General features: G+C 48.6%; 19 protein-coding genes. All 19 read left to right on the top strand.

The annotated features are described in order from the left end of the window. Positions 1–13: 13 nt before the first annotated feature. The 19 genes from ACN6MW_RS01315 (at position 14) to ACN6MW_RS01225 (ending at position 15,281) form a co-directional block, all read left to right on the top strand. Positions 14–619: a hypothetical protein gene (locus ACN6MW_RS01315; RefSeq protein ID WP_419873885.1), complete on the top strand. Its 606-nt coding sequence runs from the start codon at positions 14–16 to the stop codon at positions 617–619. Between the two features lie 87 nt (positions 620–706). Continuing rightward, positions 707–997 carry a hypothetical protein gene (locus ACN6MW_RS01310; protein ID WP_419873884.1) on the top strand — a complete coding sequence of 97 codons (291 nt, stop codon included), beginning with the start codon at positions 707–709 and terminating at the stop codon, positions 995–997. 19 nt (positions 998–1,016) lie between these two features. Beyond that, positions 1,017–1,364, top strand: a complete 348-nt coding sequence (locus ACN6MW_RS01305) for a histidine triad nucleotide-binding protein (protein WP_419873883.1) — start codon at positions 1,017–1,019, stop codon at positions 1,362–1,364. Between the two features lie 91 nt (positions 1,365–1,455). Then, complete coding sequence (gene rpsU, locus ACN6MW_RS01300; protein WP_005547957.1) at positions 1,456–1,629, top strand: 30S ribosomal protein S21; 174 nt, start codon at positions 1,456–1,458, stop codon at positions 1,627–1,629. Between the two features lie 15 nt (positions 1,630–1,644). After that, entirely contained in the window at positions 1,645–2,088 is a 444-nt protein-coding gene (locus ACN6MW_RS01295; protein WP_139994357.1) for a GatB/YqeY domain-containing protein, read from the top strand. A 157-nt stretch (positions 2,089–2,245) separates the two neighbouring features. Then, complete coding sequence (locus ACN6MW_RS01290; protein ID WP_419873882.1) at positions 2,246–3,625, top strand: NfeD family protein; 1,380 nt, start codon at positions 2,246–2,248, stop codon at positions 3,623–3,625. Positions 3,626–3,650: 25 nt separating this feature from the next. Next, positions 3,651–4,640, top strand: a complete 990-nt coding sequence (gene floA / locus ACN6MW_RS01285) for a flotillin-like protein FloA (protein WP_364149251.1) — start codon at positions 3,651–3,653, stop codon at positions 4,638–4,640. Positions 4,641–4,698: 58 nt separating this feature from the next. Beyond that, positions 4,699–5,193 (top strand): hypothetical protein, encoded by a 495-nt coding sequence (locus ACN6MW_RS01280; RefSeq protein ID WP_419873881.1) that lies wholly within the window; start codon positions 4,699–4,701, stop codon positions 5,191–5,193. Positions 5,194–5,394: 201 nt separating this feature from the next. Next, positions 5,395–5,673, top strand: a complete 279-nt coding sequence (gene yqfC / locus ACN6MW_RS01275) for a sporulation protein YqfC (RefSeq protein WP_364149248.1) — start codon at positions 5,395–5,397, stop codon at positions 5,671–5,673. Between the two features lie 53 nt (positions 5,674–5,726). Next, on the top strand, positions 5,727–6,920 hold the full coding sequence (gene yqfD / locus ACN6MW_RS01270; RefSeq protein WP_419873880.1) for a sporulation protein YqfD: 1,194 nt from the start codon (positions 5,727–5,729) through the stop codon (positions 6,918–6,920). A 6-nt stretch (positions 6,921–6,926) separates the two neighbouring features. Continuing rightward, on the top strand, positions 6,927–7,898 hold the full coding sequence (locus ACN6MW_RS01265; RefSeq protein WP_419876240.1) for a PhoH family protein: 972 nt from the start codon (positions 6,927–6,929) through the stop codon (positions 7,896–7,898). Positions 7,899–7,915: 17 nt separating this feature from the next. Beyond that, complete coding sequence (locus ACN6MW_RS01260; protein WP_419873879.1) at positions 7,916–10,162, top strand: HD family phosphohydrolase; 2,247 nt, start codon at positions 7,916–7,918, stop codon at positions 10,160–10,162. Then, on the top strand, positions 10,159–10,656 hold the full coding sequence (gene ybeY / locus ACN6MW_RS01255; RefSeq protein ID WP_419873878.1) for an rRNA maturation RNase YbeY: 498 nt from the start codon (positions 10,159–10,161) through the stop codon (positions 10,654–10,656). The genes ACN6MW_RS01260 and ybeY overlap by 4 nt, the downstream gene beginning before the upstream one ends. After that, the gene (locus ACN6MW_RS01250) at positions 10,656–11,018 is read left to right on the top strand and encodes a diacylglycerol kinase family protein (RefSeq protein WP_419873877.1); all 363 of its coding nucleotides are present in this window, start codon (positions 10,656–10,658) and stop codon (positions 11,016–11,018) included. The genes ybeY and ACN6MW_RS01250 overlap by 1 nt, the downstream gene beginning before the upstream one ends. 31 nt (positions 11,019–11,049) lie before the next feature. Next, positions 11,050–11,484, top strand: a complete 435-nt coding sequence (cdd, locus tag ACN6MW_RS01245; RefSeq protein ID WP_419873876.1) for a cytidine deaminase — start codon at positions 11,050–11,052, stop codon at positions 11,482–11,484. A gap of 8 nt (positions 11,485–11,492) precedes the next feature. Continuing rightward, the gene (gene era, locus ACN6MW_RS01240) at positions 11,493–12,416 is read left to right on the top strand and encodes a GTPase Era (RefSeq protein WP_364149238.1); all 924 of its coding nucleotides are present in this window, start codon (positions 11,493–11,495) and stop codon (positions 12,414–12,416) included. 99 nt (positions 12,417–12,515) lie between these two features. Next, on the top strand, positions 12,516–12,677 hold the full coding sequence (locus ACN6MW_RS01235) for a YqzL family protein (protein ID WP_419873875.1): 162 nt from the start codon (positions 12,516–12,518) through the stop codon (positions 12,675–12,677). Between the two features lie 162 nt (positions 12,678–12,839). Then, complete coding sequence (gene recO, locus ACN6MW_RS01230; RefSeq protein ID WP_419873874.1) at positions 12,840–13,583, top strand: DNA repair protein RecO; 744 nt, start codon at positions 12,840–12,842, stop codon at positions 13,581–13,583. A gap of 156 nt (positions 13,584–13,739) precedes the next feature. Continuing rightward, positions 13,740–15,281, top strand: a complete 1,542-nt coding sequence (locus ACN6MW_RS01225; protein ID WP_419873873.1) for an MDR family MFS transporter — start codon at positions 13,740–13,742, stop codon at positions 15,279–15,281. The last annotated feature ends 335 nt before the right edge of the window (positions 15,282–15,616 follow it).

Here is a 15,616-nt window from a genome sequence, read left to right as displayed (position 1 = left end):
GGAGGACGAGAAGTTGGAACCACAGAAGACGGGCAAGCGCTCTATCGCGTTGCCCATTACACTCGTTATTCTCGTATTCAGCTTAATCGGCAACGTATTTTTGTACTCCCAATTTTTGCAGCACAAACAGGAGAATAACTACGAGAAAGGTCAGCGGATATTTGCGGCGGCTATCGGGTCGCAGCAGTACGCTAAGGAAATGCAGCCGCTTCTCGAAGCTTTGCTTGCAAGCAAATCCATGGCAGACCGACTGGGGATGCAATTCGATGCGGGCAAAGCGACTGCGAAAGGCCAGGCACTGACCGAACTGGCAATAGAAGCAGCGAGCCTATCCGACCAGCCTGGAAAATGGAATGAAAAGCTTCCTGCAAGTTTCGTCAGCGGCGTAGAAACGGGTTTGCAAGAGATTGGCCGTTACGAGGGTCCGTTGAACGAAGCCGATCGGGCTTACCTTACCGAACTCAAAGATTCGTTTGAAAAAATTTCCGGCATATTAAGCGGTTTTAACTCTAATATCGGCGAAAGCCGCATTGCGGTTATCCGATTGTCCAGCGGACTTGATTGGATTGAACTGGCAGAGCAGTTGCAGGACCTGATGACGGAAAAATCAGCTAACTAGCTGCGCAGAACTGCTGAAGACGCGTAAGCTTATGCAGTAGCCAAATGCCTACCTGAGAATAAGATGTACAGACAGGAGGCGGATACGATGGAACCAACCCTAGTGGATCAGGAGCAAATGAAGCAATGGTGCGAGCATCATATGCATCGCTATGTTCTTGCGCAAACGCATGACGGATGGTGCGCAGACGGTATTCATTATCCGCGCAGGCGTTTTATACGCGAGATATTTCCTCTTGGGTGCGCTGCTAGCTTTGTCTCTAATGCCTTATTACTAAGACATGCACCTGAGAAGGCGGGAGGAATGCGAATTCCTGCCGCCGTTTTTTTGGGGGATTGGACGAGCACCCGGAAGTTCGGTATGATAAGGAAAGGTTAATGAACAGGAGGTGAACCATATGGACTGTATTTTTTGCAAAATAATTGAAGGCTCCATTCCGTCGAAGAAGGTGTTTGAAAACGACAGAATCATTGCCTTTCACGACATACAGCCAGCTGCTCCTGTACATATTCTTATCATTCCGAAAAAACATATTCCAACGATGAACGACGTAACGGATGAGGATGCGCAGGTTGTTGCCGAGCTGTTTGCCGTTGCCCGCGAGATTGCGAAGGAGCATGGAATCGCAGAGTCTGGCTACCGTCTAGTCAACAATGTAAATGCCGATGGAGGGCAGGTAGTTTACCATTTGCATATCCATCTCTTGGGCGGAACAAAACTTTCTCCGCTGCTTGCGGATATATGAAGTTGACACTGCCTTTTGGTTTGACATATAATGAAATTTGATAAACCGTGTTATAGCTCTGGACGGTCTGTTTCGGAGGGAGGGAAAACTGGTGTCTGAAACTAAAGTTCGCAAAAACGAAACTATTGATGCTGCGCTTCGCCGCTTTAAACGTTCCATCGCTAAAGATGGAGTTCTAGCTGAGGTGAAAAAACGCAAGCATTATGAAAAGCCAAGTGTGAAGCGCAAGAAGAAGTCTGAGGCTGCGCGCAAGAGAAAGTTTTAGGAGGATCCTTCCATAATGAACCTGAGCGAAAGATTGACCGACGATATGAAGCAAGCCATGAAGAATCAGGACAAGTTTAAACTTTCCGTAATTCGTATGATGCGCGCGTCAGTGAAAAACTTGGAAATCGATCTCAAGCGTCCTTTGGACGATAACGAAGTGCTTGATATATTGAGTCGTGAAATCAAACAACGTAAAGATTCCCTCCAAGAATTTAAAAAAGCCAGCCGTGATGATTTAGTAGCGGGTCTTGAGGTCGAAATTGAAATTATTAGTCAATACCTTCCCGAACAGCTGACTGAAGAAGAGATTCAAGAGATAGTAACGCAGACCATCCATGAACTCGGTGCTTCTTCCAAAGCCGATATGGGAAAAGTTATGAGTGCCCTTTTGCCTAAAACAAAAGGACGCGCTGACGGTAAACTAGTAAATCAGCTCGTACAGCAACATCTCAACTAACTAAACATTCGGACTCACAAAACACCCCCTAACAGGGGTGTTTTTTTGTGCGGCTTCTGCACAAATGGTATAATCTTGAAAACGTGAAAACGTCAAACGAAACTTTCCGGCGGGGTACACGTAGTAGGGAGCAACACAAAAAAAGGGAGGAACCTTCTTGCATACGAACCGATGGCGAAGAAGCTTATCCGTCACTCCTATTGCATGGCTTATGCTCATTTTTTTGGTGACGCTTGCAGGGTTATTCGGGTCACCGTTCGATCGGGCGAAGGCTGCGGACAAGATTGGTCCCGCCGTATATGTGATTCCCGTGAAACAAACGGTTGAATCAGGTCTTCAATCATTTTTGGAGAGAGCGTATGGGGAAGCGGAAGAAGCAAAAGCGGAGCATGTCATTCTTGTCATAAATACGTTGGGCGGCAAAGTGGTTAACGCAGAGCAGATTGGCCATTTTATCCGGGAGAATAAAATACCGACAACCGCATTCGTGGAAGGTAAAGCGGTATCGGCAGGAACTTACATCGCGCTGAATGCGGATAACATCGTCATGCAGCCTGGCAGCACCATTGGTGCTGCTGCGGTAGTAGACGGATCAGGTGATTTAATCGACAATCCGAAGACGGTTTCCTTTTGGACTTCCGAAATGAGCGAGTCGGCAGGCTTGCACGGACGCGATAAAAGCATTGCCGCGGCGATGGTTGATCCGAATGTCGTATTGGCATTGAAAGACAAGATCGGCAGGGATAAGCAGAAAGGGGACATCCTTTCGCTTACCGCATCTGAAGCCGAGAAGCTTGGTTATTCGGAGCATACAGCCTCAAACGTAGACGAAGTGGTCAAATGGCTTGGCCTGGAAGGACGGACGCAAATCGAGGTTGAACCCACGCTTGCGGAAAATGCGGCAAGATGGCTAATTAATCCGGTTGTCATGACGGTACTGCTTATTCTGGGCATCGCAGGCATCGTAATTGAGATGTTGGTTCCGGGTTTTGGCGCTCCGGGAATTATCGGGCTAATCTCGTTTGGCTTGTACTTCTTCGGTCACTACGTAGCCGGCTTTGCCGGAATGGAATCGGTCGTTCTATTTATTATCGGGATAGCGATGCTTGTGATCGAGGTATTTGTGCCAAGCTTTGGGATACTTGGCATACTCGGAAGCACGGCGTTGATCGCAGGCGTGGTCACGGCGGCATCCGATCCCATGACGGCATTCATCTCCATCGTTATTGCGCTAGTTGCCGCGATTATTTTGATCGTTATATTCGTGCGAATGAATAAATCGAGAGGAATATGGAATAAATTTATTTTGCGCGACAAGCTGACGACGGAGCAAGGCTTCGTATCCGCTGAGCTTAAGGATTCATTGCTAGGGCTCGAAGGAACGACGATAACCCCGTTGAGGCCGGCGGGAACCGTAATTTTAGGAGATAAACGAATTGACGTCGTGACCTCCGGCGAGTTTATTGACGCGAATCGCGTAGTTACGGTAATAAAGGCGGAAGGTACCTGGGTCGTGGTCAAAGAAGTGACTAAATAAATTAACCATTTGGAGGTTTGAGACAATGGATCCTATCGTTTCATTTTTAATTATAGCTGTCGTTGTTATTATCGTGCTGTCCGTATTTCTTAGCTTCTTTCCGATTATGCTCTGGATTTCGGCGTTGGCATCGGGAGTAAGGGTCGGCATTATTACGCTTGTGGCCATGCGGTTGCGCCGAGTCGTACCTAGCAGAATCGTCAATCCCTTAATTAAAGCGACAAAAGCAGGTCTTGGGCTTAACATTAACCAATTGGAAAGCCACTTCCTGGCAGGAGGAAATGTCGATCGCGTCGTAAATGCTTTGATTGCCGCTCAGCGAGCGAATATTCCTCTTATTTTTGAACGTGCAGCGGCCATCGACCTGGCTGGACGCGACGTGCTTCAAGCGGTTCAAATGAGCGTTAATCCGAGAGTCATTGAAACGCCAATCGTTGCGGCCGTAGCGAAGGACGGCATTGAGGTAAAGGTAAAGGCGCGCGTTACAGTTCGTGCGAATATCGATCGTCTAGTCGGCGGTGCGGGCGAAGAGACCATTATTGCACGTGTCGGCGAGGGTATTGTCACGACGGTAGGTTCGGCTAATTCTCACAAAGATGTGTTGGAGAATCCGGATATGATTTCCCGCACGGTGCTTGGTAAAGGACTCGACGCCGGAACGGCGTTCGAAATCTTATCTATCGACATCGCGGATGTGGATGTAGGCAAAAACATCGGCGCCCATCTTCAAACGGAGCAAGCGGAAGCGGATAAAAAAATCGCCCAGGCGAAAGCGGAAGAGCGCCGCGCGATGGCCGTAGCCCAAGAGCAGGAGATGAAAGCCAAGGTTGTGGAAATGGAAGCGCGGGTCGTTGAGTCGGAATCTCAGGTTCCGCTTGCCATGGCGGAGGCGCTCAGGAGCGGTAAAATTGGCGTGATGGACTATTTGAACTTGAAAAACGTAGAGGCTGACACGCAAATGCGCAGCTCTATCGGCAAGCAGGAAGGCCCAACTGATCCGAAAGACGGCCGCTGATACGAACACTAATCACATGGCTTTGGCAGCGTGAATGCGTCTTGGAGGTGAAGGCAAATTGAGGATCATAGAATTTTTGCTGAACAACATATTTATCGTTGTCATTATCGTTGGGGCGCTCGCATCCCTATTCCGAAAATCAGGACCGAAAAATAAGCCTGGACGCATGCCGGACTTTGGCGGGGGCGGTTTGCCGCGAACCTTGTATCCGCAGAAGGGCCGCAATGAGCAGGAAGATCGCGAGCGTCCGGCTGGAACTGCCGGACAGACTCTCTACCGCTCACAAACGGAAACTAAGCGCGAGGATTTTGAAAAGACGGTCCATGCAACGACAGAAACGGAGAATCATGCTGAGAGCCCGCAGATTGCGTCTCTGCATCAGGCGCTGCAATCGGCGGCATCAAACAAGGCAATAGTATCTGACGCAGCAGAACGCAAATCTGCAAGTGAGCGCACCGAAACAAACGGTACCCGCTCGCAGGATTTGCGCAGAGCGGTAATATGGGCTGAAATTTTAGGTCCGCCCCGCTCAAAAAAACCATTTCGGAAATAACCATTAGACCGTCGAAGCTTTTTGCTTCGGCGGTTTTTTTATTTTACAGCCATATTTATCCGGTTCATCGCATATTTTGGTACAGTACATGAAAAAAGCCCTTCGCTTGCTTAATTTCAGCTCGGCTGCCTCAGCCAAACTCAAGGTTAACGCTTACGAAGCAGGTTTGATCACAAACCTTAAGGAGGCTAAGATTCGCACATGCGCCGTATAAAAAAGAAATTTCGCAAAGTGACAGCAGAGCTGCTTGATATGCCGCATGATGTCGTCTTTGATTTGCCTCGCCTTACGATGATCGGAGACCGGCAATTATATATCGAAAACCATCGAGGCGTCGTGCATTTTTCAAGCGAGCGCCTTAGGTTGGCATTAAGCAAAGGACAGCTGGAAGTAACAGGCAGCTCGCTTGTCATCCGCACGATTTGGACCGAGGAAGTATTTGTGGAAGGACAAATAACGAACATTGAGCTCATACCCTGACAAAGAAAAATGAATAAGGGTCGGGCCAGCAAAACGTAATGGAGGGGAACGGATTGAGCGGACAAGGGGCGAATTGGATAAAAGGAACGGTTACCGTTCAAATAAGGGGGGGACAAGCGGAGCAGCTCGTCAACCGAGCGCTTGCCGGCGGTCTGCAGCTGTCTTCTATTCGTTGGACAAGCAGCGGCTTGCTTGAGTTTGAGCTGTCGGTCAGCGACTTTTTCGGCCTTCGTCCTTATTTAAAGGAGACAGGCTGCCGCGTACATGTTACGAAGCGGAAGGGGCTGCCGTTTCTGCTGGTAAAGGCTGAGCGCCGAAAGCTTTTTGCAGGCGGGATCGTATTGTTTTTTGCGATCATTTTTATGCTTTCCTCTTTGGTTTGGAACATCGAAGTAAGGGGCAACGTCAAGCTGACGGAGGATCAGGTCAGGCAGGCCGCGAAAGAGGAAGGCTTGTATCCCATGCAGTGGTCTTTCCGGCTTACCGACGCAGATGTACTGTCCAAGCAGCTTGTTCGCAAGCTTCCCGGGTCAACATGGGTAGGCGTCGAGAAAAAAGGCACCAAGGTCATAATCCAGGTCGTTGAGTCAACGATTCCCGAGCAAGCGTCATTGAACACGCCACGCCATCTTGTGGCTGCAGCTGATGCTGTCGTTACGGAAATTATCGCTGAAGCGGGAAGGCCCGTCGTACGGAAAAATACACGGGTGAAAAAGGATCAAATCCTGATTTCGGGAACGATCGGCGGGGAAGAGAATTCGCGCACCGTCGTCGCCAAAGGCAGCGTTCGCGGTCTCGTCTGGTACGAATATGAAATTGCTTCGCCGCTGGTGCAGCAGATTAAAGTTTACACGGGAGAAAAAAAGACAAAATGGTTCGCTGTCATCGGCTCAAGAGCGCTGCAGGTCAGCGGTTACGGAAAGGATGGATACAGCGCCTCGGAAGCGATTCGTCACGAGGAGAAGGTTGCGTGGCGCAACTGGACCTTGCCTATTGGCAGGATGAAGGAAACCGTCATGGAGACGCGCATGGAGAACAGGGAATTGACGGAGGAGGAAGCAAAGAGCGCGGGAATCCTTCAGGCAAAAGCTAACGTCCTCCTTAAGGCGGGCAGCGATGCGGTTATCCGGGATGAAATTGTTTTGCATGAAAAGGCGGACAATGGTAAAGTTTATATGAAAGTTCTTTTTGAGGTCGAGCAATCTATCGTTAAAGAAATGCCACTAGTCCAGATGCAGGGAGAATGAGGATTGTTGCAAATTGAAACGAAAGTAATAAGAATACCGCTCGGTAACGCAGCGGAAGGACTCGCGGTTTTCGGACCGCAGGACAATTATTTACGTCTAGTACAAGCGCAGGTGGAATCTTCAGTTACTTCGCGCGAAGCGGAAATTGTCATTTCGGGACCCTCGAACGAGGTTGATTCGCTTGAGCAGCTTTTCAATGTGCTCTTAGAGCTTGTTCGCGGCGGCTACAAGCCATCGGAACGGGATGTTGCCTATGCGCTGGAGCTCGCGAGATCCATGCAGGCAGAAGAACTGCTAGACTTATTTAAGAAAGAAATCACGACAACCTACCGCGGTAAGCCGATCCGCGTAAAGACGATCGGTCAGCGTCATTACGTGAAGACGATCCGTAAACGGGATATCGTATTCGGAATAGGACCAGCCGGAACCGGTAAAACATATTTGGCAGTCGTACTTGCCGTAGCGGCCTTGAAGGAAGGCTCTGTGAAGCGGATTGTCTTGACGAGACCGGCAGTGGAGGCAGGAGAAAACCTCGGATTTTTGCCAGGCGATTTGCAAGAGAAGGTAGATCCGTATTTGCGCCCGCTTTACGATGCTTTGCATGATGTGCTAGGGCCGGATCAGACGGTTAAAGCGTTGGAACGCGGCATGATCGAAATCGCGCCGCTTGCTTATATGCGGGGTCGTACGCTGGACGATGCGTTCATTATTTTGGACGAAGCGCAAAATACGACGCCCGAGCAAATGAAAATGTTTCTGACTAGGCTTGGCTTTGGCTCCAAAATGGTCATTACAGGCGACGTTACTCAAATCGACTTGCCTAGAGGCAAAAACTCAGGCCTGATCGAAGCTCAGCGTATTTTGAAGGACATAGAGGAAATCGGAATTATCCTTTTCTCCGAGCAGGATGTCGTTCGTCATTCGTTAGTTCAAAAGATTATTGTTGCCTATAACTGGGATGCTGAAAACAAAGCCTAGAAAGGAATGTCTGCTGCATGAACCAAAACCAGACCGGAAAACAGGGGAATTTTCTGCCATCTAAGACGGCGGGTTGGAAGCAGAGTGCAGCCGTTCGCTGGGTGCTGATGTTGATGTTTGTGCTGCTGTTCTATTTCAGCTTAGCTTCGCATCTCGTTCCCGAGACATACGACATTGAGGAGGGCGCCGTAAGCGAGAAGGATATTAAGGCGCCCTTCCAAATCAAAGACGAGAAAGCGACGCGCCAAGCGGAAGAGGATGCTGCTGAAAAAGTCGATGTAATTTATTCCATCGTGCCCTTGCGCAACGAGGTGCTGGTGGATCAAATTTTTGTCCGGATCGAGCAGTTGAATTTGGACGACCAAGTAACCCTGCAAAACAAGATTGATATCTACCGCAATGAAATACCGGGACGTTATGCGGAATATATCGACACCTTTGTTAAGCTTAACAAGGGCAGAGGCACCTACAACGACACGCTGCTTGAGGAAATGTCGCTGGTCGCCAAAGAACAGGAGTACACCATTCCGGAAGAAACCTTTTACAAAATGCCTAACCTATCAGCCGAAACCTTAACCGAGATGCGCGACGTAGCTCGGGATATTGTGCGTAAGCTGACGGTCGAGCAGCTTCGGGAAGCCGAAACTGCGCGGACGCAGGTGGCGGAGCTCGTGAATGCAAGCTCGCTTTCAAGCCGGACGAGCAGGGAAATCGTGCAGGAACTGGCCAGGTTCGCTATCATGCCGAATAAATTTTTGGACAAAGCAGCGACAGACGAGGCAATGGTGCAAGCCAAACAAAATACGCCTCCTGTCGTTATCAAAGAGGGCGAGCTGATCGTAAAACGGGGTCAGACGATTACGCCCGATTTATATAAGCTCCTTGTAGATTCCTCACTGCTTCAGGATAAGAAGAACTACTGGCCGCAGCTCGGTCTATTGATTATGTCCGTGATGTTTATCGTCGTGCTCTATGCGTATCTGCATCAGTCAGGGAGCATAAATGGAGTCAAGCCCAAATATAACAATGCATCGCTGCTGATGCTTTGGTTAATTTTCCTGATCAATATCATAACGATTCAAATTATTTCCTTGACGCAGACAGACGCGGCTCCGTATGCAGGCTATTTGGCGCCTGCCGCGCTTGGAACCATGCTGATTACACTATTGCTTGATATGCATCTAGCCATGATCAGCTCCATTCTATTTGCGATAATGGGAAGTGTAATTTTAAACACGGGCCAGCATCAAATCTTCGACTTTCAGTATGGCTTTGTCATCATTGTCGTCTCGTTTGCCGCGATTTTCTCCATTCACCGGGCGAGTCAACGGTCGACGATTTTAAAAGCAGGCATTATGGTCAGCTTGTTTGGCTCATTATCCGTTCTAACGATATTGCTGCTATCCGAGCAGCTTGAGCGCGCACCGTTTATGTATTCGGTTGCCTTTGCTTTCGCCAGCGGATTAATTACGGCAGTGCTCGTCATCGGCTTGATGCCGTTTTTCGAAATTACGTTCGGTATATTATCTGCGCTGAAGCTCGTAGAGCTCTCCAATCCGAATCATCCCTTGCTGCGCAAGCTGCTTACGGAAACGCCCGGCACCTACCATCACAGCGTGATGGTCGGCAATTTGTCAGAGGCGGCGGCCGAAGCCATCGGCGCGGACGGCTTATTATGCCGAGTCGGTTCGTTTTATCATGATATCGGAAAGACGAAGCGGCCGAATTATTTTATCGAAAATCAGTCCAATATTGAAAATCCCCACGATACGATTGATCCGAAGCTAAGCAAATCAATTATCGTGGCTCATGCAAGAGACGGCGTTGACATGCTGAAGGGACATAATATTCCTAAGCCTATCCGCGATATTGCAGAGCAGCATCATGGGACGACGTCGCTTAAGTTTTTTTATTACAAAGCGATAAAGCAGGCTGAAGAGCAGGGCGTTGAGCCGGCGTTCACGGAAGACGATTTCAGGTATCCCGGACCGAAGGCCCAGTCGAAGGAAGCGGCGGTTGTCGGTATAGCCGATTGCGTCGAAGCAGCGGTTAGAAGCCTTAGGAATCCAACCGTGGAGCAGGTTGAAGCGATGATTCACAAAATCATTAAAAGCAGGCTGGATGATAACCAATACAACGAATGCGATTTAACGTTGAAGGAACTGGATAAAATTGCGCAGTCTCTTAAAGAAAGCGTAATTGGCATCTTCCATTCACGTATCGAATATCCGGATGATGTGAAAACAAAGGAGCGTTTGGCATGAGTTTACAACTCGATTGGAGCAATGATCAGGATAAGCTGGAAATCCCGGAGGAATGGATTGTTACCTTGGAAAAGCTTTTGAAGCTGGCAGGTGAAGCGGAAGGCATTCTGGATGGCGAGGTTTCGTTAACGTTCACTAACGATGAAGAGATTCACAAATTAAACCGGGAATACCGGGGAATCGATCGCCCGACGGATGTTTTGTCTTTCGCTATGCAGGAAGATGGCGTAGACGAGCTCGACATTATTTTCGAGGTTGAGCATGAAGAGGATGCCGATCCGATCTCGGGCATGCTGGGCGACATTATTATTAGCGTGGATACGGCTATTGCGCAAAGCGAAGAGTACGGCCATTCCTTGGAGCGTGAAATCGGATTTTTGTTCGTGCACGGTTTTCTGCATTTGATCGGCTATGATCATCAGGATGATGAGACCGAAGCGGAAATGACCGCAAAGCAGGAAGCGATTTTACAGCAGGTCGGCCTTACCCGTTAATGCAGAAGTTTATTGCAAGTTTCGCCGTAGCGATCTCCGGAATCGGTTTTGCGCTTCGAACGCAAAGCCATATGCGGTTTCATGCTTTCGCAGGATTGTGTGCGTGTGTTTTGGGATTAATCGTGTCGCTTAAGCCGCTTGAATGGTCTATTATTCTTTTGGCGATTGCAGTCGTAATGAGCGCTGAGATGATTAATACGGCTGTCGAGCAAGCTGTTAATCTTGCCAGCCCAAGCATTCATCCGGTAGCGAAAGTGGCAAAGGACGTTGCTGCCGGCGCGGTTTTAATCGCGGCAGCCGTTTCTGCGATAATAGGGCTGCTCATTCTTGGGCCGCCCTTATGGCGTTTGATCTTAGGGTAAGAATAGAAACTTTGAGCAGGGGATGATCGGTATGGCATACGAAGGATTATCGGAATCATATTCGGCCTTGATGGATGCGGCCAAGGAAGCAATGTCCCGCGCTTACGTGCCGTATTCGAATTTCCGAGTCGGCGCTGCCCTTCTGGACGATGCGGGACATATTCATTTAGGATGCAATATTGAGAATGCAGCCTATAGTCCTACGAACTGCGCTGAGCGTACGGCTTTATTCAGCGCGATAGCCGGGGGGAAGCGTCCGGGTCAATTCAAGGCGATAGCCGTTATTGGCGATACCGAAGGACCAATCGCGCCATGCGGCGTTTGCCGTCAAGTTTTAGTTGAGCTGTGCGCGCCAGACATGCCTGTTATTATGGGCAATTTAAGCGGTCTATGGACGATTTCGACCGTATCAGGCATATTGCCGGGTGCTTTCACGCCGGCTTCATTAGAAAATAGGGAGCGTTAAATAAACATATGAATCGAACAACATCAAATGACCGTGACAGCAAAAAATTCCGATCGGGCTTCGTAGCGATTATTGGCAGACCGAATGTAGGGAAATCAACCCTGATGAACCATCTTATCGGTCAGAAGATTGCAATTATGTCGGACAAGCCGCAGACGACACGCAACAAAATCCACGGCGTTTATACGACTAACGATTCGCAGATCGTATTTTTGGATACACCAGGTATCCATAAGCCTCAATCCAAGCTTGGCAATTACATGATGCAGACTGCCGAGAGCGCTCTTAGAGAAGTTGAGGCTGCACTGTTTCTGATTGATGCATCCGAAGGACTTGGCGGCGGAGACCGGTTCATTATTGAACAGCTTAAAAAGGTGAAAACGCCGGTGTTTCTTGTCATGAATAAAATCGACAAAGTAGAGCCGGAGCAGCTTTTGCCTATGATTACGCAGTATAACAATTTGCATGAATTTGCTGAGATTATTCCGATCTCCGCGCTTAAGGGCAACAATGTGGATACGCTGCTGGAGCAGCTGTCCCGTTATTTGCCGGAAGGCCCGCAATATTACCCTGCAGACCAAATAACCGACCATCCGGAGCAGTTCGTTTGCTCGGAGCTTATCCGCGAAAAAATACTGCATATGACCCGTGAAGAAATTCCTCATTCCATAGCTGTAACGATTGAAGATATGCGCGTGAAAGAAAATGGTGTAGTGTACATTGGAGCCGTCATTTTTGTTGAGCGCGACTCTCAAAAGGGCATCATCATCGGCAAAAAAGGGGAGCTTCTGAAGGAAGTGGGAAAACAGGCGCGCAAAGATATTGAAGCGCTGCTTGGTTCGCGGATATATCTGGAGCTGTGGGTCAAAGTTAAGAAAGATTGGCGCAATCAGGAGCGTGTGCTGAAGGATCTTGGCTATCGGCATGATTAAACAGAATTGACGTATTTTGTAAGGATAGATTGCCGCGGTTTATCGCATCCTAATACCGTCTGAAGCAGCATTTCAGGGGACGGAAAGGGATGAATACGTATGCGAAATTTTTCGTGGAAGTATTTTACGTTGACCGGGGATGTCGAATCTTTCATGCTCTACAGGGAAGTGAATCAATATGGTGCAGAAGGCGGCTCCGATACGTTAGCCAGCGAGCATGAGGAGCTTTCACCGCTTGAAGTCGAAGACGCCTCAGGCTAATGCATTCATAGAATTATGTATCGATTGATCATGAATAGAGGTTTGAAAAGATACGTTATCAGATGAGGCATTCATCCGTTAGCGATCTTTAACCGCTAAGCGTAAGCTCGCAGCCATGGGACTGCGGGCTTGCGTTTCTGCTTTCAGGGGAGAGTTTAAGCAATGCTGTATCGTGTTGAGGGGATCGTCATTCGTAGCATGGATTATGGGGAAGGCAACAAAATCGTGACGCTGCTCACGAAAACGAATGGTAAAGCAGGCGTTTTAATACGCGGTGCCAAGAAGTTGAAGAGTAAGCATTCATCGCTTGCACAGCCGTTTACATATGGGGAGTTCGTTTATTTTCGTAGCAGCGGGCTCGGTACGCTCAACCATGGTGAGATTATTGAATCTCACCATCTTTTGCGTGAAAAATTAGATTTAGCCGCTTATTCATCTTATGTAGCGGAGCTTACGGACCGCTCGCTGCAGGATGACGAAGCAACAGGATTTCACTTTGAGCAGCTGAAGGCGTGTCTGGCTGCGCTCCAAGAAGGCAAAGACGCCCAAATTGTGACACATTTATACGAAATGCGCATTTTGGATTTATCCGGTTATGCACCGGCCTTAGATGAATGCGTTAGCTGCGGCAACGTTGTCGGACCTTTTACGCTTTCGCCTTATGCAGGCGGCATTTTGTGTACGAGATGCAAAGGCAAGGATCCGCATTCGGTTCCGCTGGGGGAGGGAGCCTATAAGCTGCTGCGCCTCTTCCGTCGAATGGATATGAGACGGCTGGGTTCTATCCAGGTCAAGCCGGAAACGAAAGCAGAGCTTAAGCTTTCCATGCGCAAGCTTATGGACACTCATCTGGGCTTGCAGCTGAAATCGCGCAATTTTCTGGATCAATTGGATAAGTTAATGTAACTGTTTTTTATTGATTTAGGTTGAATACATCCGGTTTTACCTCCGTCTTAAGTTGTAGGAAGCACTCATCCTACTGCAGGTTTACATAAATAGACGACTTGCATTATGATGGGAAAGGTTATTTTAGATTCGTAATTAAATGGAGGGATTTACCTGATGTCTACAGGACAAAATAGACTGGGTTTCGTCGTCGCCGGCCTTTTGCTGGGCATACTTGTCGCATCGATTGATAACACGATCGTATCGACTGCAATGGCCACGATCGTATCGGATCTTGGCGGCTTGGACAAATACGTGTGGGTTACGTCCGCCTATCTCGTAACCGAAATGGCAGGGATGCCTATTTTCGGAAAGCTGTCGGATATGTACGGCAGGAAACGTTTTTTCGTACTCGGCATATCATTGTTTTTGATCGGCTCCGTGCTTTGCGGGACGGCTGAATCGATCACGCAGTTAACGATTTACCGCGCTATCCAAGGGATTGGCGGGGGAGCCATGATGCCTATCGCTTTTGCAATCGTATTTGATATTTTCCCACCGGAAAAACGCGGGAAAATGGGCGGCTTATTCGGAGCGGTATTCGGAACGTCCAGCTTGTTCGGTCCTCTCGCAGGCGCCTATTTAACGGAATACATCAACTGGCGTTGGATTTTCTATATCAATATTCCAATTGGTCTCGTTGCTCTTGCGTTTATCGTTATTTATTATAAGGAATCGCTATCCCACGCCAAACAAAAAATCGATTGGTGGGGTGCGGCAACGCTCGTGGGCTCCATTGTTTGTCTTATGTTTGCCCTAGAGCTTGGCGGAGCGGAATTCGCATGGGATTCAGCGCAAATTATTGGTCTATTCGCAGGCTTTGCCGTGTTGCTTGGCATATTTTTGTTTGTGGAAACCAAGGCAGCAGAACCGATTATTTCATTCAAAATGTTTAAACAGCGGCTATTTGCAGCAAGTACAGGCGCGGGTTTGTTCTATGGGGCGGCATTTATAACGGCAGCGCTGTATATACCGATGTTCGTGCAGGGCGTATTCGGAGGCACGGCAGTCAGTGCCGGCTTGACACTCCTGCCTATGACGCTCGGATCTGTTTTTGCGGCGCAGCTCGGCGGTTTCCTCGCTAACAAAATGCCGTATCGTAACGTAATGATCATTTCGGCTGTTATTTTCATAGCGGGAATCGTACTATTATCAACGATTACGCCGGAAACGACCCGTTTCATTTTGTGGGTATATATGTTCCTGACAGGTTTCGGAATCGGATTCTCCTTCTCTGTCCTTGGCATGTCATCCATTCACGGATTTGAAATGCGTCAAAGAGGGAGCGCCACGTCTACGATGTCATTCGTCCGATCACTCGGGATGACCGTAGGTATCACCATTTTCGGCATCATTCAGCGCAACCACTTTACGAATGGCATGGCTGAGGCATTTGCAGGCGGAGAAGGGCAGGGCCAAATGACAGAAAATGCGCGTGAGCTGCTCTCGCCGGAGAAGCGGGCCGAAATCCCTCCGGCTGTCATGGACAAAATCGTAGCCGCATTATCGGATTCGGTTTCTGTCACTTTTCTATGGTCTATCATCCCGGCGGGCCTTGCCTTCCTCTGTGTTCTCATGATGGGTAATGCAGGAATGAAAGACATATTGGGCAGTCGTACCGGTCAAAGCAGTCCAAAGAAAGAGGTTCACAGCCATTAGTCGCTTTTCTTAGATTGCTTGTATGGCATGTTTGACATTTACCATAAAGAAGCATAAAATAATGCAATATGAATATGGGGCAATGATGGAGAAAGTAATCGTTTTATGTCGACAAGCTTAGCGAGCTGGGAAAAGTGAAAGCCCAGACGGACAAAACGATGAAAGGGCACTCTGGAGTCGTATCGAACAAAGAGGGTTTGCTCGTAAGGAGCTAACCAAGTAGGGTGGAACCGCGGGAATTTAACTCTCGTCCCTACGTCTGGCAGCAGGCGTAGAGACGGGAGTTTTTTGCGTATCATCGCCTATGCCAATCAGAGGAAAATGTCCGATAAGGA

This window comes from Pristimantibacillus sp. PTI5, from assembly GCF_048572955.1.
Classification (GTDB): domain Bacteria; phylum Bacillota; class Bacilli; order Paenibacillales; family Paenibacillaceae; genus Pristimantibacillus.
Note: the sequence above shows the minus strand (reverse complement) of the source record. Positions and strands in the feature narration are given on the sequence as shown.